Origin of the sequence: Chelativorans xinjiangensis (assembly GCF_009812055.1) — a bacterium.
Taxonomy (GTDB): domain Bacteria; phylum Pseudomonadota; class Alphaproteobacteria; order Rhizobiales; family Rhizobiaceae; genus Chelativorans; species Chelativorans xinjiangense.
Genome location: NZ_WQNH01000014.1, coordinates 52,822 through 72,085, shown reverse-complemented (window position 1 = coordinate 72,085; position 19,264 = coordinate 52,822). Strand labels below are relative to the sequence as shown.

At 65.1% G+C, this 19,264-nt stretch carries 13 protein-coding genes; 9 read left to right on the top strand and 4 right to left on the bottom strand.

What is annotated here, in order from left to right; translation table 11 throughout:
• The first annotated feature begins 318 nt into the window (after window positions 1-318).
• The 3 genes from GM910_RS11960 (at window position 319) to GM910_RS11950 (ending at window position 4,056) form a co-directional block, all read left to right on the top strand.
• Window positions 319-1,599, top strand: a complete 1,281-nt coding sequence (locus GM910_RS11960; protein ID WP_159587778.1) for an aminotransferase class V-fold PLP-dependent enzyme — start codon at window positions 319-321, stop codon at window positions 1,597-1,599.
• 163 nt (window positions 1,600-1,762) lie between these two features.
• Window positions 1,763-3,133 carry an aminotransferase class V-fold PLP-dependent enzyme gene (locus GM910_RS11955; protein ID WP_159587777.1) on the top strand — a complete coding sequence of 457 codons (1,371 nt, stop codon included), beginning with the start codon at window positions 1,763-1,765 and terminating at the stop codon, window positions 3,131-3,133.
• Window positions 3,134-3,186: 53 nt separating this feature from the next.
• A complete protein-coding gene (locus GM910_RS11950; RefSeq protein ID WP_159587776.1) occupies window positions 3,187-4,056 on the top strand; it encodes a carbon-nitrogen hydrolase family protein in 870 nt (289 codons plus the stop codon).
• A gap of 9 nt (window positions 4,057-4,065) precedes the next feature.
• On the opposite strand, the gene GM910_RS11945 is transcribed toward GM910_RS11950, so the two are convergent.
• The gene (locus tag GM910_RS11945; RefSeq protein ID WP_159587775.1) at window positions 4,066-6,096 is read right to left on the bottom strand and encodes a CocE/NonD family hydrolase; all 2,031 of its coding nucleotides are present in this window, start codon (window positions 6,094-6,096) and stop codon (window positions 4,066-4,068) included.
• A gap of 251 nt (window positions 6,097-6,347) precedes the next feature.
• Here GM910_RS11945 and GM910_RS11940 point away from each other — a divergent pair, with 251 nt between their 5' ends.
• The 6 genes from GM910_RS11940 (at window position 6,348) to GM910_RS11915 (ending at window position 15,398) form a co-directional block, all read left to right on the top strand.
• Complete coding sequence (locus GM910_RS11940) at window positions 6,348-8,378, top strand: CocE/NonD family hydrolase (RefSeq protein WP_159587774.1); 2,031 nt, start codon at window positions 6,348-6,350, stop codon at window positions 8,376-8,378.
• A 389-nt stretch (window positions 8,379-8,767) separates the two neighbouring features.
• Entirely contained in the window at window positions 8,768-10,315 is a 1,548-nt protein-coding gene (locus tag GM910_RS11935; RefSeq protein ID WP_159587773.1) for an ABC transporter substrate-binding protein, read from the top strand.
• A 39-nt stretch (window positions 10,316-10,354) separates the two neighbouring features.
• Window positions 10,355-11,299 (top strand): ABC transporter permease, encoded by a 945-nt coding sequence (locus GM910_RS11930; protein WP_159587772.1) that lies wholly within the window; start codon window positions 10,355-10,357, stop codon window positions 11,297-11,299.
• Window position 11,300: 1 nt separating this feature from the next.
• Entirely contained in the window at window positions 11,301-12,206 is a 906-nt protein-coding gene (locus tag GM910_RS11925; RefSeq protein WP_159587771.1) for an ABC transporter permease, read from the top strand.
• A complete protein-coding gene (locus tag GM910_RS11920; RefSeq protein ID WP_159587770.1) occupies window positions 12,203-14,248 on the top strand; it encodes a dipeptide ABC transporter ATP-binding protein in 2,046 nt (681 codons plus the stop codon). Before GM910_RS11925 ends, GM910_RS11920 begins: the two co-directional genes overlap by 4 nt.
• Window position 14,249: 1 nt before the next feature.
• Window positions 14,250-15,398 carry a PrpF domain-containing protein gene (locus GM910_RS11915; RefSeq protein ID WP_159587769.1) on the top strand — a complete coding sequence of 383 codons (1,149 nt, stop codon included), beginning with the start codon at window positions 14,250-14,252 and terminating at the stop codon, window positions 15,396-15,398.
• On the opposite strand, the gene GM910_RS11910 is transcribed toward GM910_RS11915, so the two are convergent.
• From GM910_RS11910 to GM910_RS11900, 3 genes are all read right to left on the bottom strand, one after another.
• On the bottom strand, window positions 15,378-16,739 hold the full coding sequence (locus GM910_RS11910) for an MmgE/PrpD family protein (protein WP_159587768.1): 1,362 nt from the start codon (window positions 16,737-16,739) through the stop codon (window positions 15,378-15,380). The two genes, GM910_RS11915 and GM910_RS11910, sit on opposite strands and share 21 nt — an antisense overlap.
• A 164-nt stretch (window positions 16,740-16,903) precedes the next feature.
• Entirely contained in the window at window positions 16,904-18,154 is a 1,251-nt protein-coding gene (locus GM910_RS11905; protein WP_159587767.1) for an MFS transporter, read from the bottom strand.
• 370 nt (window positions 18,155-18,524) lie between these two features.
• Complete coding sequence (locus GM910_RS11900; RefSeq protein WP_159587797.1) at window positions 18,525-19,181, bottom strand: TetR/AcrR family transcriptional regulator; 657 nt, start codon at window positions 19,179-19,181, stop codon at window positions 18,525-18,527.
• Between the last annotated feature and the right edge of the window lie 83 nt (window positions 19,182-19,264).

Below are 19,264 nucleotides of genomic sequence, written 5' to 3'. Positions count from 1 at the left end.
TACAGAATACAGAAATTTGCAAGAAGTTTGAATTCTGCCGGGAATGAACGACGCCATCGCCCCTCGGCCTTCGGGGGCAATCGGAAAGTTCGGCGTGCAGGTGCGTCGATTCCTCGGCCGACAAGTCCGAATGCTGCTCCCTCGGCGGTGCCAAGTTCATTGGTTGACCAAACAACGCACATCCGCTATAAAAGTATACCGTATTCAGAAAAAAACGTTTCGTTGAGGTTTCGATGGCCCGCGAAATTAACGCGGCCCGTTCCCGTCGGAGCAATCATCTCGAGAAGCGGAATGGAGAGGGCGGAGACCGCCAAAATCATGCTGCATAGCAACATTGCAACCGGCCAGGAACATCGCAACGTGTTCGAGGATGCGAGAAGGCGATTTCCGCGAGCCGCCAACGGAACCTATCTGGACGTGGCGGCGAACGGCCTACTCTCCGTTGATTCCGTCACGGCGATCGAGAGGCATCTCGATACCTTGCGCGACGGTCGGCTGGACAAGCGGGAATGCTTCGAGAGGGTCGAAAGCTGCCGCGGAAAGATCGCCCGGCTGATCAAGGCCGAGCCGGACGAGGTCGCCTTCACCAAGAACGTCTCGGACGGGCTGAACATCATCGCCGCCGCGATGGATTGGCGGGCCGGCGACAATATCGTCCTGTGCATGAGCCTCGAGCATCTGAACAACGTCTTTCCCTGGCTCAATCTCGAAAGGCGGCGCGGCATCGAAGTGCGCGCCGTGGCGGACCGCAGCGGCGCGATCGACATCGACGCCATGATCGGCGCGATCGATGAGCGGACCAGGCTGGTAACGCTCTCGCCCGTCACTTTCGCGCCCGGTCTGGCCGTCGATGTGACACCGTTGGGCAAGGTCTGCCGGGGGAGGGGGATCTTCCTCTTGGCGGACGGCGCCCAGTGGGTCGGCGCCAGCGGCATCGACGTGGGCAGGATGCAGGTGGATGGGCTTGCGGCATCGACCCAGAAGGGCCTGCTCGGTCTCTACGGCCTCGGTTTTCTCTACTGCCGGCGCGAATGGGCCGAGAAGCTCAACCCGGTAGCGCTCGCGCGTTTCAGCGTCGATCTCGGAAGCGGGACCCACGAGGCCTCCATGGGCAACCACTATGGCGCTCATGCGCATGGACGCGACTACGTTCATATGCCGGGAGCAAGGCGGTTTGACATCGGCAATTACAACTATCCGGCGATCTTCGCGCTGGAGCCGTCTCTCGACCTCCTCCTGGAAATCGGCACCGGTGAAATAGAAAACCATACCCGGAACCTGGCGGTACAGCTCACCGATGGCGTGCGACGACTCGGTCTTCCGGTCTGCGCGGATGGCGCCATAGCGGGTGCATCGCGTCCATCGCACATCGTGACCGTCGGCCGGTTCAGCCGGACAATGCGCGACAACGAAGCCGATCCGGAGTTGGCGGGCCTCTACCGGTTCCTCAGGAGCCGGAACGTGGGGCTGACCATACGAAGAGGCATGCTTCGGTTCTCGATGCACCTCTACAACAACAGCGATGACATCGAACGCGTCCTCGGGTTGATCAAGTCATATGGCAACGGGGCGATACAGAGCCAACGAACCTCTTGGTAAGAAGAACCTTGGACGAGCAAATCGATACGGTTCTCAAGAGCCGGTCTCATCGTCCACCCGGAGCTGTCGGGCTCTGCGAAAAATGGAAGACCGAGATTGCGGATTGACCGGACGCCGAACATTCGTTAAATGTGTATACTGTATTCCACATTGAGGTAGAGCGATGCTGGCCGGATCGCTGCAGAACCCGGTCGATATGGCCCTCTCCGCCGACAATTGCGGCGACAGAGCGGAAGGAGAGGGCGCGGCCCGGCAACACGAGGCAACCATGCTGCAAAGCGAACCATCGACCGCCCCCGAGCGCCGTGACATCTTCGAGCGCGTGCGAGGACGATTTCCCGGGACCTTGGACGGAACATATCTGGACGTAGCGGCGCGCGGCCTGCTCTCCATTGACACCCGTATGGCGATCGAAAGGCACCTCGACATCCTGCGCGACGGTCTCTTGGACAAGCAGGAGTGCTTCGAGAAGGTCGAAAGCTGCCGCGGAAAGATCGCCCGGCTGATCAAGGCCGAGCCGGACGAGGTCGCCTTCACCAAGAACGTCTCGGACGGGCTGAACATCATCGCCGCCGCGATGGATTGGCGGGCCGGCGACAATGTCGTCCTGTGCATGAGCCTCGAACACCCGAACAATGTCTTTCCCTGGCTCAATCTGGAGAAGCGCTGCGGCATCGAAGTGCGCGCCGTGGCCGACAGCAGCGGCGCGATCGACCTTGACGCCATGATCAAAGCGATCGACGAACGCACCAGGCTGGTGACCGTCTCCCCTGTGACATTCGCGCCCGGGCTTGCCGTCGACGTGTCGGCCCTGGGCAAGGTCTGCCGCGAAAGGGGAATTTTCCTCCTGGCCGACGGCGCACAGTGGGTCGGCACCAGCGATATCGACGTGCGCAGGATGCAGGTGGACGGGCTCGCTGCATCGACCCAGAAGGGGCTGCTTGGGCTCTATGGTCTCGGCTTCCTCTATTGCCGACGCGAATGGGCGGAGAAGCTGAGGCCGGCGGCACTCGCGCGCTTCAGTGTCGATTTGGGAAGCGAGACCCATGAGGCCTCTATGGGGAGCCACGAAAGCGACCACGCCCATGGGCGCGGCTACATGCACATGCCCGGCGCGCGGCGGTTCGACATCGGAAACTACAACTATCCGGCGATCTTCGCGCTGGAACCGTCTCTCGACCTCCTGCTGGAGATCGGCACCCGTGAAATAGAAACCTATCTCCGCGACCTGGCGCTACGGCTGACCGAAGGCGTGCGGCAACTCGCTCTTCCGGTCTGCGCGGACGGCGCCATGCCGCGGGCATCTAGTCTGTCGCACATCGTGACGGTCGGTCGCTTCAGCGAGACGATGCGCGATGACGAAACCGATCCGGCGCTGCGAGAGCTCTACCGCTTCCTGAAAGACCGGCAGGTCGGGCTGACGACCAGGCGGGGCATGCTCCGCTTCTCCATGCACCTCTACAACAACGGTGACGACATCGATCGCGTGCTCGGCCTGATCAAGACATATCGTGACAAGGCGATGCCGAGCTAGAATTCGCCGATGAAGAACGGACGAGCTGGGAAGGGACCCGGATGGGCGGATCGATGAGCTTCTACTCTCATGACGGTGAGCGGCGCCGGATTCCGAGCCGCGTTTCCCGAAACGCCGCAGCGTTTTCCAATCGCGCGCCCGACCGGCCGCTGCGCCTCGCTCTTTTCCAGATGGCTTCGAACGATCTTGGCGCCGATGCTCGGCTCGAGCGGCTGGATGCGCTTTTGCGCGAGACCGGCGGCACGGCCGACCTGCTTGTTTGCCCGGAACTGTTCCTGTCTGGTTACGATATCGGCGAACGCCTGCCCGAACTCGCCCAGCCGAGCGACGGGCCGTTCGCCCGGGCGGTCGCAGGGCTTGCAAGGAAATGGGGCACGGCGGTCGCCTATGGCTATCCCGAGGAGGCGGCCGGCCGGTTCCACAATTCCGCGATCTGCTTTGATAAAAAGGGCGACGTCTTGGCGAACTTCCGCAAGCTGCACCAGTGCAACGCCTTTGAGCGCGCGAATTTCACGCCCGGCGAGGAGCTTGTCCTGTTCGATCTGGAAGGTTGGCGTGTCGGGATGCTGATCTGCTATGATTTCGAGTTTCCGGAGACTGTTCGCGGCTATGCGCTGGCGGGTGCCGACCTCGTCGTCGCGCCCACCGGCGTCGGCGACCGCTGGAGCGTCATTTCCGAGCGCGTGGTGCCGGCGCGCGCCTTCGAGAACGGGCTGTTTGTCGCCTACGCCAACTATGGTGGGGCGCATCTCGACGGCCGTCCCTTCCTGGGAAAGAGCTGCATCGCCTCGCCGCACGGCACCGACCTCGCGCGGGCGGAGGACGCCCGGGAGACCATGCTGACGGCCACGCTGGACCGGGCGGCGATCCGCGAGGCGCGGGAGCGCATAGCTTATCTGGAAGACAGGCGCAGCTTGGGTTGAGAGGCGGCTTCAGATCCCGTCGCGCGGGATCTTGTCGAGCCAGCTCCTGGCAAAGACAGGCCGTCCGTTTTCATAGGCGCTCATGCGCGTTTCGAGATGGAAATGGTCCTCCGTTGAGGTCATCGCCGTGGACCCCTCGATGCACAGGTCGAGGTCGCCGTGACGACCGAAGGCCAACTCGCAGCGCATCCATACACGCGCCGACAGCGGATCGCCTTCGACGATCGACCGCTCGGTTTCGACGATGGAACTGTATTCCCAGCCGCTCGCGTCGATACGGACCCTACCTGTGTCCCTGACGTCATGCACCGTGATGCGGCCCTGGCCGAGATCGCGCAGGACCGTGGCCGTCCGGCCGGCGGGAGGGCGCAGCTCCGTGGTCGGCAATGCCGGCGATTGCTCGGCCGGCGCGAACGACCTCAAATCCGCATCCTCCGATCGCGGCGGGCGGACGGGCAGTCGTAGCTGGCTCGCGCCCGTGTGGACCGTCAGCGTGACCGGAGAGGGCGACGGCCAGACCAGGGGCCAGAACGATGTCGAGCAGGCGACACGGATGCGGTGTCCGGCGGGGAAGCGGTAGGCGGCATCGTTGAGCCTGACCTGGATGCGCTTCCGTTCGCCGGGGGTCACCGGCTCGACCCTTTCATGCGTCGCGTCATGGGTGAGGTTGAGGAGACCGTAGCTTATGCGGGTCGACGCGCCGCCCGGCGCGACGTCGCACAGGCGCACGCAGACGAAGGCGACGGGCCGGTCGACGGAGACCTCCAGGACGACGACCGGCGCTCCGAGGATCTCCAGGTCCTCCTTAAGCGGTGGCGTATCGAAGGAGAACGAGCGGGCATCGTCCACCCGCTGGTCCTCCGGGTCCTCCGGCGCTCCGTCGCTCGTGCCCTTGTTCATCCAAAAGGGGCTGGCCTGGCCCACCGTCTGGCATGGCTCGAGAGTAAAAGCCGCCTCGGCCTTGGCGGTGTCCCCCGGCCCGTCCGGATTGATCGCGAATTCCCGCGTCTCGATGCGCGGCGAGGGCCAGCGGTCCTCCGCCACCCAGCGGCCGGGCAGTTCCTCCTGGACCGAGGAGGGCTCCACCGTGTCCTGCATCCAGACGCGATAGGCCGGCTCCTCCATGATGCCGGTGTCGATGCCCTTCAGCCAGTGGTCCCACCAGCGCAGGCATTCCTGCAGGAAGCCGATGCGCGGACCGGGGCTCGCCCGGTGCGCATATTGGTGACCCCAGGGACCGATCAGCCCTTTGCACGGCACCTGGAGGCCGGCGAGCAGTCGCGGCACGGCATTGGAGTATCCGTCTCCCCAGCCGCCGACGGCATAGACCGGACACTTGATCGCCGCAAAATCCTCACACACGGATCCGTGCTTCCAATAGGCGTCGCGGCGCGGGTGCTCGAGCCACCGGGTGAGCCATGGGCGGTTTTCCTCGAGCCGCGCGAGCCACATCTCCTTCCAGCGCGGCCCGACCAGATCGGGATCCGGCGGCTGGCCGTTGCGGCAGAACATGCGGAAGCCCCAGTCGACATTGTGGGTCAGCAGACAGCCACCCATGTAGTGCACGTCGTCCGCATAGCGGTCGTCCGTCGAATAGACGGTGACGATGCAGGCGAGCGCTTGCGGAGCGCGGGCGGCGATCTGCAGCGTGTTGAAGCCGGCCCAGCTCTTGCCGATCATGCCGACCTTGCCGGAGCACCAGGGTTGCGCCGCGATCCAGGCGATCACCTCCAGCGCGTCGTCCTGCTCCTGGGCGAGATACTCGTCGTGGAGGATGCCGTCGGACTCTCCGCTGCCACGCAGGTCTACGCGGAACGCGCAATAGCCGTGGCCGGCAAAATAGGGGTGCATCGTCTCGTCGCGCACGCGCGTGTGGTCGCGCTTGCGATAGGGATAATATTCGAGGATGGCGGGAACCGGATTCTCGGCGGCATCCTCCGGAAGCCAATAGCGTGCCGAGAGCTTGGTGCCATCCGAGAGCGGTACCCACGCGTGCTCCACTTCACGGGCGCGATGCGGAAATTCGGTCCTCGTCTTCATCCACTCCCCTCCTCTCTCCCAAAGGCTCTCGTCGTTCCGGCACCATGCCTCCGTCCCGCCGAACGGCAGGCCCCCCTCCGGAAATCGCCGGAGTCGTTCTTGAATACCGTATACATCAATGCTAGAACCAATTGCAAGCCGGCGGAGGATCCCTCGCGTCATTCGGGTTCGAAAGGCTAGAAGAGAGGGCGGATGGCCCAAGGGATCATGGCGGGACGGATGAAGGCAGGAATGTAGGAGAGGAGTGGCCAATGCGCGTGAGATTGACATTTCCCCACCGAGTCCGGGAAGTCGAGAACGAGTGGATACCGATGTCGGACGGAACGCGGCTCGCCACGCGCTACTGGCTGCCGGAGGGCGCTCTGGACAATCCGGTGCCGGCGATCCTCGAATACATCCCCTACCGCAAGCGCGACCAGACGGCCGGCCGCGACGAGACGATGCACCCCTATTTCGCCGGTCACGGCTATTGCGCGATCCGGGTCGACATGCGCGGCAGCGGCGATTCCGAGGGCATCCTGCACGACGAATATCTAAAGCAGGAGCAGGACGACGGGCTGGAGGTGATCGCCTGGATCGCGGCACAGCCCTGGTGCACGGGCAAGGTGGGCATGATCGGCAAGAGTTGGGGCGGCTTCAACGGACTGCAGGTCGCAGCCCGGCGGCCGCCGGCGCTCAGATGCATCATCACGGTCTATTCCGTGGTCGACCGCTACACCGAGGATATCCACTACAAGGGCGGCTGCCTGCTCACTCACAACCTCTATTGGGCTTTTCAGATGTTCGGCCACAACGCCCGCCCGCCGGACCCCGACGTCGTGGGCGAAAAATGGCGCGAGATGTGGCTGGAGCGGCTGGAGGCGAACCAGCCCTGGGTGATCGACTGGCTCCGACACCAGCGCCGCGACGCCTATTGGAAGCACGGGTCCGTGTGCGAGGACTATGCCGCCATCGAGTGCCCGGTCTACGCGGTGGGTGGCTGGGCCGACATCTATCCGAGCACCGTCGCCTCCGTAGTCGAGCACCTGAAGGCGCCGCGCAAGGGCCTGGTTGGGCCGTGGGGCCACAACTACGCGCACCAGGCCGAGCCCGGGCCGCAGATCGGGTTCCTTCAGGAATGCCTGCGCTGGTGGGACCACTGGCTGAAGGGCGCCGACACCGGCATCATGGACGAGCCGGCTTACCGTGTGTGGATGCAGCACAGCGTGCCACCGAGGACGCGGCACCGGGAGCGCCCGGGCGAGTGGATCGCGGAGGAAGTCTGGCCGTCGCCGCGCATCGAGAGGCGGGAACTTGCGCTCAATGCCGACGGAATCGGGGCCGAGGGTGGCCCCGAAACGCCGCTGACCGTGCGATGTCCGCAGAGCGTCGGGATTGCAAGCCCTGTCTGGTACAATCACGGCGACATGGACGCGGCGGCGGAAGATCCTGCCGACCAGAGGATCGACGATGCGCGCTCCATCTCCTTCGACGGCACGCCGCTCGAACAGCCGACCGCCGTGCTCGGCGCTCCCGAGGTGGTGCTCGATCTCGCCGTGGATCGTCCAAAAGCCTTCGTCTGCGTGCGCCTGTGCGATGTCGCGCCCGACGGGTCGTCGACGCGCGTCGCCTTCGGCCTCCACAACCTTACCCACGATGCGACGCACGAGACCGTGACGCCAGTCACGCCCGGCGAGCGGCGGCGGGTGACGGTGAGGCTGCACGAGGTCGCGCACAAGTTCGCGGCTGGCCACCGCATCCGTATCGCGGTCTCCACATCGTTCTGGCCGAATGTATGGCCCTCGCCCGAACCGATCTCGCTGATGCTTCACGCCGGCGCCAGTCGGCTCTTCCTGCCGATCCGGCCCGACCGCAGAGAGGATGCGGATCTGCCGGCGTTTCCCGAGCCCGAGGGGAGCGCGCCGCTTGCCGCGACGGCCATTCGCCCCGTCAGCCCGAAGACCACGACGATCACGCATGACCACGCCACGGGCCGCGTGACCGTCACGAACGAAAAGGATTTCGGCCGCAAGCGCATCGACCGGTTCGGCTGGAAGTTCGGCCGCCGCTGGCGGGAGCGGCGGTCGATCGTTGACGACGATCCGCTGACGGCGACGGCCGAGTTCGAGGCCGAGATGGTCTATTTCCGCGCCGGGCAGCTCGACCTCCGGGTGGAGATGTCCTGTACAGTGACGGCCGATGCGGAGCACTTCGCGGTGGAGGCGCACCAGCAGGCCTATGAGAGCGGCCATCCTGTCTTCGCTAGAAGCTGGCTGGAAAAGATCCCACGGGACGGTATCTGAGCGTCATCAGCCGCGCCCGTCCTTCCGGGATAAATATTTCCACAGGCCGATGCCCGCGATCCCGGTCGTTTTTCTGCAGCAAGACGCCGACAGCGGAATTCGCGGTCGAGCCTGGCCGCGCTGGCCGCCCCGGCGCGGGATGCGCCGGGCCCATCCAGCCGGATGGCTTCTCTCACCCCGCCCCCTGGCGCGATCCTTGTCGAGGAATGCGTCACGGAGGCCGATCTTCGCTCTCACAGAGCCTCGTCTCGCCTAATCCTCCCGCAAATTTCAGCTTGAAAAAGAATGTATCCGGTATACAATTATCTTTGGAGTGGAACGTTGATAGTGGCGCATCAGGGCCATCTCGAAGAGGGAGCGACCTGCCAGCGCTGAAAGCGGAGGTAATCATGTTGCAGGAAGGGATTTCACGCCGCGACCTGATGCTGGGCGCCGGGGTGTTGACCGCCGGCTGCCTGACCGGCGAGGTGATATATGCCCAGGGCAGGACGATCCTGCGCTCGCGCAACAAGGCGGATATCGAGTCCCTCGACCCGCTGACGATGGGGACGACGCAGGAGCGCGAGGTGATGACGGCCACCCTGCCGCGTCTGGCGCGCGTGGTGACGACTGGGGGTGCCTACGACTGGGAGCCCAGCGTCTATGTCGAATCCTTCGAGATTGTCGACGATACGACGATAGCATTCAAGCTCAAACCCGGCTTCAATTGGTCGAGCGATTTCGGCGAACTGACCGCCGAGGACGTGAAGTATTCCTTCGAGCGCGCCAAGGGGGACTCGCAATGGAAGGACAAGTGGGCCGCTTTCGACCGCGTGGAGGTGACCGGCGAATACAGCGGCAACATCGTTCTCGCCTACCCCTTTCCGGCATTCACGCTCACCGTCCTGGCGCATGGCATGGCCTGCGTCGTAAGCCGAGCGGCGGTCGAGGCGGCCGGCGGCAAATATACCGTTGAGATGCCCGCGACCTGTGGTCCCTACATGGTCAAGGAGTGGATTCCAAAGCAACGCATGTCGTTGGTGCCGGACCCGCAGTGGCCGGGGGAAAAGCCGGATTTCGACGAGGTTCAGGCGATTCTCGTGGCCGAGATCACGGCCGCCGAGCTTGCCTACGAGGCGGGTGAACTGGACGTGACACAGATTTCGCCGGAGGGGTTCCTTCGCTATGAGGAGGCGCTCCCGGCAGGTTCGGCGATCGCCAATGCGGGGCATCTGAACTACGCCTGGCTCGGCATGAATACCGAGCACCCGAAATTGTCGGACATTCGGGTGCGCAAGGCCATCCAGCACGCGATCGATGTCGACACCGCCCTGCAGGCGGGCTTCTCGGGATCGGTGATCAAGGCGAACGGGATCATCCCGCCCGGCCTCGCGGGGCATCGCGAAAAGTCGGGCTATGATTACGATCCCGAGAAGGCGCGCGCCGTTCTGGCGGAAGCCGGCGTTTCCGGGCTCGAGCTGGACCTGAAGACCATGAACCTTCCCGAGCGGCTGGTCATCGCCCAGGTCTTCCAGGCCAATCTCGCGGCGGTCGGCATCAAGGTGAACATTATTCCCCTGGAGGTCGGAACTTACTGGAATCAGGGTCGCGAGAAAAAAGGCGAGGAGTGGAAGGACCTGCAGATCTACCTCACGCGTTTCGGCGGCGGGCTCGATCCGTCCGGCTACGTCAACTGGTTCGTCAAGGAGCAGATTGGCAACTGGAATTGGGAGCGCTGGACGGATCCGGAGTTCGAGGAACTCTATCTGGCGGCGGCCAAGGAGTCCGACACGGAGAAGAGAGCCGAAATGTATCTGCGCATGCAGCAGATCATGGAAGACACCGGCGCTTATGTGTGGCTATGGCACGACCCCGAGTCCTTCATCCATCGCACCGCGATCGTGCCCTCTATCGTTCCCGGCGGTGAATTCGAATACGCTTACTTCAAGAAGGCTTGAACGAGGACCGGTTCTCGCCGCCAATGGAGGGCAAACCCGTTGCTGTTCTACGCCGCAAAGCGCATCGGCCTGACCGCGGTGATCGTCACGGCGATCGTTTTCACGCTGTTCTGCCTGATTCATCTGATCCCGGGCGATCCGGCTGCTGTGGCGCTCGGACCCTACGCCACGCCGGAGATGGAGGCGCGCTTTATCGAGAAGATGCAGCTCGACAAGCCGGTCCATGTACGCTTTCTCTCCTTCGCCTGGAACGCGCTGCAAGGTAATCTGGGCGAGGATATCTTCTCGGAGCGGCCGGTGAGCCGCATCGTTGCCGAGGCGCTGCCCTACACGATCGCGCTCGCCTTCGCCTCGCTCGGGTGGGCCATCCTCATCGGCATTCCGCTCGGCTGCTTCTCGGCGGCCCATCCCAATTCCTGGATCGACAGGCTGACGGGTGTGATCTCGATCGCCACGATCACCATCCCCTCCTTCGTGGTTTCGATCTATTCCTTGCTCATTTTCTCGGTGACCCTCCGTTGGTTCCCGGTGATCGGCGCGGGCGAGGCGGGCGATCTGGGCGACCAGCTCTGGCATCTGGTGCTGCCCGCCTTCGCGGTCGGGCTCGGCTGGGTCGGCTATCTGGCGCGCATGGTGCGCGCCTCGATGCTGGAGGTGCTGGGCGAGACGCATATCCGCTCGGCCCGGGCCTTCGGCCTGCCCGAGCGCGTCGTCGTCTACCGCTATGCGCTGCGCGTGGCGATCCTGCCCACGGTGACGCTTCTCGGCATGGGCTTCGGCAGCGCATTTTCGGGCGCGGTGTTCGCCGAGATCATCTTCTCCCGGCCGGGCATCGGCAAGCTGATCTACGACATGGTGGTGGCGCGCAACTATCCGGTCGTTCAGGGCGGCGTGATGACCGCGGCGATCCTTTTCGTCACCGCCACCCTCATCGCCGACCTGGTCGCGGCCGCCCTCGACCCTCGCATGAGAGCGAATCTCTGACATGGCCGTCGCACCCGATGTCCCTTCCTCCTCCCTGCCCGAGACGCCGGCTGCAAGGCGCGCCCGCGCCTTTTGGCAAGGCCTGAAGGAGCTCACACGCAACCCGTTCGGCGCGGTCGGTCTCGTAATCGTCGTCCTGTTCTTCCTCAGCGCTCTCTTCGCGCCCTATCTCACGCCCTACGATCCCTATGCCCTCGACGTTCCGTCGCGGCTTGCGCGGCCCTCCTTCGAGCATCTTCTGGGTACTGACCAACTCGGCCGGGACACTTTTACGCGCGTGCTCTATGGCGGGCGGATCGCCATGCAGCTCGCCCTGGTCGCGGTGACGGCGGCGCTGGTCATCGGACTCGTGCTCGGCATGATCGCCGGCTACGGCCCGCGCTGGCTCGACAGCATCCTGATCCTCGTCTTCGACACGCTGCGCTCCTTCCCGACCATCATCATGGGGCTCGCCATCGTCGCCGTGACGCAGCCGAGCCTCACGGTCATCATGGTGATCTTCGTCCTGCACGCCGCCCCGGCCTTCGGCCGTATCGCCAGGACGCAGACCATGGCGCTCAAGAACACCGAGTTCATCTTGGCGGAGAAATCGCTCGGCGCGCGCACCCCCCTGGTGCTCACCCGCCACATGATGCCGAACGTGCTGGGGCCGCTCCTGATCCTGGCCGCCATGGACGTGCCGGTGGTGGTGACGGTCGAAGCGGGCCTGAGCTTTCTCGGCCTCGGCATCCAGCCGCCGACGGCGAGTTGGGGCGGCATCCTCAAGGAGGGCTATTCCGTCCTGCGCGAGACGCCGTGGCTGGTCATCGCCGGCGGCATGCCGCTGGTGCTCACCACGCTCGGCTTCACCTTCCTCGGCGAGGCCCTGCGCGACAGCTTCGACCCCAAGCTGCGCGAGGCGAGATGACGCCGACCATGACCGACGTGCTCGACATCCGGAAGCTGAGTGTGGAATACGCCACGGCGCGCGGCGCGGTCCACGCGTTGCGCGACGTCAGCCTCTGCGTGCCGAGGAAGAAGACCGTCGGCATCGTCGGCGAGTCCGGCTGCGGCAAGAGCACGCTGATCGCCTCGATCCTGCATCTCATGTCGAGGAACGCGCGCGTGCCGGCCGGCCAGATCCTCTTCAACGGCATCGATACGTTGACGCTCGGAGAGGACGCGCTGCGGGATCTGCGCGGCAACAAGGTCTCGATGGTCTTCCAGGACCCGATGACCGCGCAGAACCCGGTGATCCCCATCGCCCGGCAGATGGTCGACATCCAGTACCGCGAGCGGCTGAGCACGGAAGAAAAGCGCAAGCGCGCGGTCGCGATGCTGCGTCGGGTCGGCATCCCCGATCCCGAGAGCAGGATCGACGGCTACCCGCACGAGTTCTCCGGCGGCATGCGGCAGCGCATCTCCATCGCTATGGCGCTCCTGGTAAGGCCCGACCTGCTGATCGCCGACGAGCCGACCACAGCCCTCGACGTCAACATGGAAGCGCAGATCATCTTCCTGTTGCGCGAATTGCAGCAGGAGTTCGGCACAAGCCTCTTGTTCGCCTCGCACAATCTCGGCCTCATTGCCGAGCTGTGCGACGACGTCGTCGTCATGTATGCCGGCGAGGTGGTGGAGAGGGGCAGCGTGCGCGACATCTTCCATGAGCCGCAGCACCCCTATACGCAAAGACTGCTCGAATGCGACCCGGCGCTGGTCAAGGACGGAAGGCGGACCCTGCCGACCATCCCCGGGCGCGTTCCCGACCTCAGGGTGATTCCGGAAGCCTGCATCTTCGAGGCGCGCTGCCACAAGGCCTTTTCCGTGTGCCGGGAACGGCATCCGGCACCCGTCGAGATCTCCGACACGCAGTCCGTCCGTTGCCATCTGGCGAGCGGGCTGACGGGGGCGCCGGTGCGACGCGCCGAGCCGCGTCCGCAGGGCGGGGGCCTTCGCCGCAAACATGCCGGCGAGCCGCTGCTTGCCGTCGAGAACCTCCGCGTGCGCTATAGGACCGAGGGTTTTCTCAAGGCGCTCGCCAGCGGCAACCGCGATCCGTTCCTCGATGGCGTGAAGCAGGTTTCGCTGATGTTGCGGCGGGGCGAGACGCTGGGGCTGGTGGGTGAAAGCGGTTCCGGCAAGACCTCGCTCGGCCGGGCGATAATCGGCCTCACCCCTTGCCATTCGGGATCGATCCGATTCGACGGCACCGAGCTCGTGGGGCTGCCCGATGCCGAATACAATCTCCAGCGCCGCAAGATGGCGATGATGTTCCAGGACCCGATCGCCTCCTTGAGCCCGCGCCGTACGGCGCGCAGCCTCGTCATGGAGCCCTTCGAGATCCACGGCATCAAGCTGGAGGACGAAGACGCGGAAGCCGAGCGCCTGTTCGCCATGGTCGGGCTGTCGACCGCCTTCTTCAACCGCTATCCGCACGAGCTTTCGGGCGGCCAGGCGCGGCGGGTGGGCGCAGCGCGCGCTCTGGCGCTCTCGCCGGAGCTGATCATCGCCGACGAGCCGACGGCGGGCCTCGACACGTCCGTGCAGGGCGAGATCCTGAACCTGATGGGCGAACTACAGCGCGAGCACGGGCTGAGCTATCTCGTCATCTCGCACAATCTGCCCGCCATACGGCACATCAGCGACCGCATCGGCGTCATGTATCTCGGGCGCCTCGTCGAGGAGGGGCCGGTTGCCGAGATTTTCGAGAACCCGGCGCATCCCTATACCCGCGCCCTGATCGAGGGCACGCCGCACCCGGACCCCGACCGCCGCCGCACCCTCCTGTCCATCGAGGGCGAGGTGCCGAGCCTCAAGGACAGGCCGCGCGGCTGCGAGTTCCACCCACGCTGCCCCATTGCCGAACCGATGTGCAGCCGCGAGGCGCCGCAAGCACGCGACATCGCGCCGGCGCATGCCGCCGCCTGCCACTTTCCGCTCAACCGCGAGCACCTGAAGCAGAGGGCCTGAGATGAACGAGATGACGCCGCGCTGGACGCCCCGGATCGAGAACGACCTCTTGACGCTGCCCTGCACCTTCTATCGCGGCGGCACCTCGAAGGGGCCCGCCTTCCTCGCCTCGGACCTGCCGCCGGACCCGCGCCTGCGCAACCGGGTGATCCTCGCCGCGCTCAATTCCTCTCACCCGCGCCAGATCGACGGCATCGGCGGCGCGGAAACCCATTCGAACAAGGTGGTGATCGTCTCGAAATCGCGCCGTCCGGACGCCGATGTCGATTACAAGTTCCTCCAGTTCTACCCGGGCAGCAGCCATATCGGCGACGACGAGGGCACCTGCGGCAACATGTCGACCGTCGTCGGCCCCTTCGCTCTGGAAATGGGGCTGGTCGCAGCGACGGACGGCCGGTCCGTCGTGCGCATCTTCGCTGTCGATTCCAACATGCTGATGAGCGCGCGGGTCGAGACACCGGGCGGCCGCGTCAGCTACCGGGGCGATGCCAGGGTCGCGGGCGTCGACGGCACGGCCGCACCCGTCGAGCTCACATACCTCCCGCCCTACGGCAAATTCACCGGCAAGCTCCTGCCGACCGGCAACAGGCAGGATGAGATCGACGGCGTGCCGGTCACCATCGTCGACGCCGGCGGCGGCGTTGCGGTCATCTTCCCAGCCGCCGCCATCGGCAGGACCGGCTATGAAAGCGCGGCAGAGCTCGACGCCGACGACACGCTTGTCGCCCAGGTGGAGCCGATCAGGGCCGCGGCGGTGCGCCTCGCCGGTATGAATGGAACCCCCATCGCCGCTATCCTCAAGCCGATCATGGTCGCGCCCCCGACGCAGGGCGGCACGATCAGCGCCCGCGACCTCACCACCAAGCCCGAGGCTCCGCACCATTGCCACCCCGCGCACTCCGCCTCGGGCGCCGTGAAACTGGCGCTCGCCCAGGCGCTGCCGGGCACGGTCCCGTTCGGCCTTGCGGACGTACGCCGCGACGGGAACACCACCTTCGTGGCTCTGGAGCATCCGTCCGGCACCATGAACGTATCCGTCGAGATGGGCGAGGAGGATGGGAAGGTCGACGGCGTTTCGGCTCTCAGGACCTGCCGCAAGCTCTTTCGCGGCGAGGTTTGCGTTCCGGTTTCAGTGCTCGATCCGGTGTGAAGGCTGGCACGGCGCACCGATGCCGTCCGTGACGAGGTCGAGCAGCTGGCCAAGTGCCGTCTCCGGTCCAAGCCCTTCGACGAGTCGTGCAATCTCGGCGCTGCGCTCGGGGCCGAGCGAAGGCACGGTCATGTCCTGATATTTGCGGCGGACCTCTTCATGGGCCGCCGGCCGCTCCGGATCGCCGGGCGCTTCGGTTGGCGGCGAGGTCAGCCGCCGGCCGTCGGAGAGGACAAGGCTTACCCGCGCAAGCCGGCGGGCGGGAAAGGCCTCGTTGAAGCCCTGCTCCTCAGTAAAACTCATGCCGTCCGACAGGCGCATGACCTCCGGATCCGCGAAGGCATCCTCGCTCACGTCCCGCGGCCCGAGCCCGCCGCGCACGAGGACGACCGCCGTTGGGAAGGATGTCGAATACTGCGCCTGCTCGGTCGTCAGCGGGCGCCGCACGGCCAGGCGGATCGCCTGGTGGAAGGTCGCGACCTCGACGCGCTCGATCTGTTCCGACGCAAGGCCATGCTCGCGGGAAAGATCCAGGGCCGCCTTGACGGCCGGCTGGGCCCAGCGGCACACGGGATAGGGCTTGTAGTACTGCTCGCATATCCGCCAGTTGCTGCCGAGATCGGACCAGAGGTCGGCGACCTCGTCGCCTTCGACTGTGACCGCCGGCGCGCCCGTGAAGCCGGCCTCGGCCAGGAAGGCGGCCGACACGCCCGCCATCGCGCCCCAGCCGGAGCCGTCCTTCACCATGGTCGGCCAGTCGATGCATCGCATCATCTGGCTGCGCGGCCCGTGATACTCGGCGATGCCTATCGCCTCGCGCGTGGCGGCGGGGCCGAGGCCGAGATAGCGCGCGCCGATCGCCGCCGCCGCGATCGTCACCCAGGCGCCCGAGGAGTGATAGTCGGGCGCCGTGCGATGCAGCGCGATGCCGGCGCGCGTGCCGATCTCGTAGCCGAGCACGAGTGCGGTGAGGAATTCCCCGCCATCATCCTGCCGCTGCGTCTCGGCGAAGGCGAGGCAGGCCGGCAGCACGCCGCAGCCGACATGGCCCTTGGTCAGCTTGTGCCCGTCATGACCGTCGAGCGCATCGATGGTCATGCCGCCGGCGAGCGCCGCCCCGGCCGGGCTGACGCTGCGCCCGTCGAACAGCATGCGCGCGCTGCTCCCTTCCGTGCAAAAATGTTCGGCTGCGTGATCGCAGATGATCTGCGCGAGCTGGGTCCGGCGTCCGCCTACGGCGACGCCGACGAGGTCGAGCAGCCAGCGCCGCGCATGGCCACGGACCGCCTCCGGCAGATCCTCATAGGTCAGCCCGTGCACAAAGTCGTCGAAAGCAGCCATCGTTCGACCAATCCGGCGTCTGGGCGGAACGCGGTCCCCGCTGAGAATTTTCGTATGAGAGAATACGCCGGCGGGCCGAACTGAACCGCGAGAATCCGTCAGCCGACGGCAAAGCTCCGACATCGTCCGCGGCGGCCGGCGCGTCTTGACAAAGGCGCGCCGCCTCAGGGCCAGCGCACGCGCAGGACGCTGCGCAGGACCAGCATGTTGACGACACCGATCACGCCGCACAGAAGCCATGTCGGCGTCGCGCCGATGAGCGCGAAGCCCCAGATGCCGATCAGCGGCCCGAGGCTGCGGCACGCCGAGACCGTCGCGAAATAGACGCCGAGCAGCTTTCCCTTGTTCTTCTCGAGCACCAGGAAATAGGCCAGCGACACCATCGACGGGGCGAACAGCACATCGCCCACCGACATGACGACGCACAGAAGGAATGCGACGGCGATGTGGGTGCTGACCGGCAGCAGGGCGAGGCTGAGGCACAGGAGCAGCGTGCCCCACCCGGCGACCTTGCGCTGGTCGACATGTTTGAGCAGGTTCGTCGTCACGAGCCCCATCAGCGCGATCAGGAGGCCGTTGACCGCGAAGATGGCGCCGAGTTGCGTCGTGTCGAGGCCGTAGTGGCTGGTCAGGTACAGGGGATAGATCGCGTGCCGCTGATTGCCGACGCAATGGTGCAGCACGGCCGCACCGCAAAGGACGATGAACGGCCAGCGGCCCTTGGGCGGCGCGTTCGCATCTTCAGGTGTCGCGGGGGCGTTCCCGGGCATCCCGGCCACACCGCCGGCGAGATGAGCGGGCAGCCAGACGAGCACCGCGGCGGCCGCGGCCAGATACACGCCGCCGCTCGCCCAGAACATCAGGGAAAAATCGATCCGGGAGACGAGCCCGCCGATCACCGACCCGACCGCATAGCCGAGACCGATCGCGGTGTAGTAGACCGCGTGCGCGCGCGGCCGGTCGATCGGCGCGCAGTGCTTGAGAAACAAGAGCATGATCGGCGTGCGAAGCGCCCCCTCGAAATTCGCGCAGGCAAAGATGCCGGCGAGAAAGAAGAGAGGGCTTGCGACGGCGGAGAGCAAGATGAAGCCAGCGCCGAGGCAGACCATGGACGCGGCCATCTGCGCAACCGCCGACAGGCGGGCGGAGGCCCAGCCGCCGATGAGCGTACCGGTGACGATGCCGGCGCCATAGGCGGCGACGGTGATGCCGATCTGGTTTTCCGAGAAATTCAGCACCGCCAGGAGATAGACGGCGAGAAAGGTCGCCACCATCTTCCCAAGCGACGTGAGGAACGAGATCGCACCCAGCACCCAGACCAGTCGCGGCAAGCCGCTGACGCTCGCCTTGAGCTTCAGCGGGACCAGGGTGCGCAGGCCGTTCGGCAACGACGTTTGACCCCTCCCTCCCGTCATATCTGGGTCCCGCTGCGGCCATCAGTCGACGCGGGCGTGCAGTCGCAGCCGGCCGCAGGGAGCTTCCCAGCCTCGCCTCTCGAGATTCGAGCGATAGTTCATGTATACTGGATTCTCTTATCCAGCGATGGGGATGATGTCAAATCGTGCCATTGTGCCGGTGGGAGTCGGGAAAGGGGCAGATCGATGAAAGGATCGGATACTGAACCTGGAATGCCGCGATCTGTCCCCGCGGACATGGCACTTTGACACGCTGGAGAATGGCTGCCTCTGGGGCGGGATGCATTCAAGTGGCGTCAGGTTTGCCCGGCAGGGCAGAGGAGGGACAAAGGCAGAGGCTACACCCGCATCGAGCTAAGCACGGCTTGCTCTAGCTGCTCTCGCTTGTTGCCGAGGCTTGGACATGGCGGCGGAAGGATTCGAGGTCGTCCCGGGCCGGCTCCTCTCCGGTGAACGCCCGGAGGTAGGCCTCCACATGCGACAGGCGGCTTTCCATGGACTCGCGGAGCTCAAGTGCATAATAACCGATCTGCATGTAGTACAGCACCCGGGCCCGAACGAAGGCATCCTCGTCCGAATAGCCGTGGCGCGCAAACATTTGCCGAATGGCGTCGACCCTCTCATCATCGGCCTGATCGATGGCGCGCCGGACGGAGCCGGACTTGCGCGACCATGCCCGAATTGCAAAGTCAAGCCGCGGGTCAAAAAGCTGATCATTGACCCAGCATTCAAAAACGTTGAGTACCCCGCGAACAATGACCCGTGAGGGCCGCCGAGTTCGTTCGACTATGACGCGCGTATTCTTTACCCGCCAATAGTCGAGCAACTGATCCAGCAAATCCTGTCTGCTCTTGAAGTACCAGTAGAAGCTCGACCGGGAGACACCCAGCTTATGTCCCAACGTCTGCACGCGAACGCTTTCGACTCCATCGGAGATCAACGCGTCGAGCGCGGCATTTATCCAGTCTTGCTTGGTCGCCTTGATGTTTCCGTTGGCGATCGGAGAGTCTGTACTGATATCGCTCATTGGCGTGAAATGCCACGGTTGATCACGCAAATCAAACCCCCATCGTCGCTGGGGAAGCGCGGCTTGGTCCGGCATGACGCTAT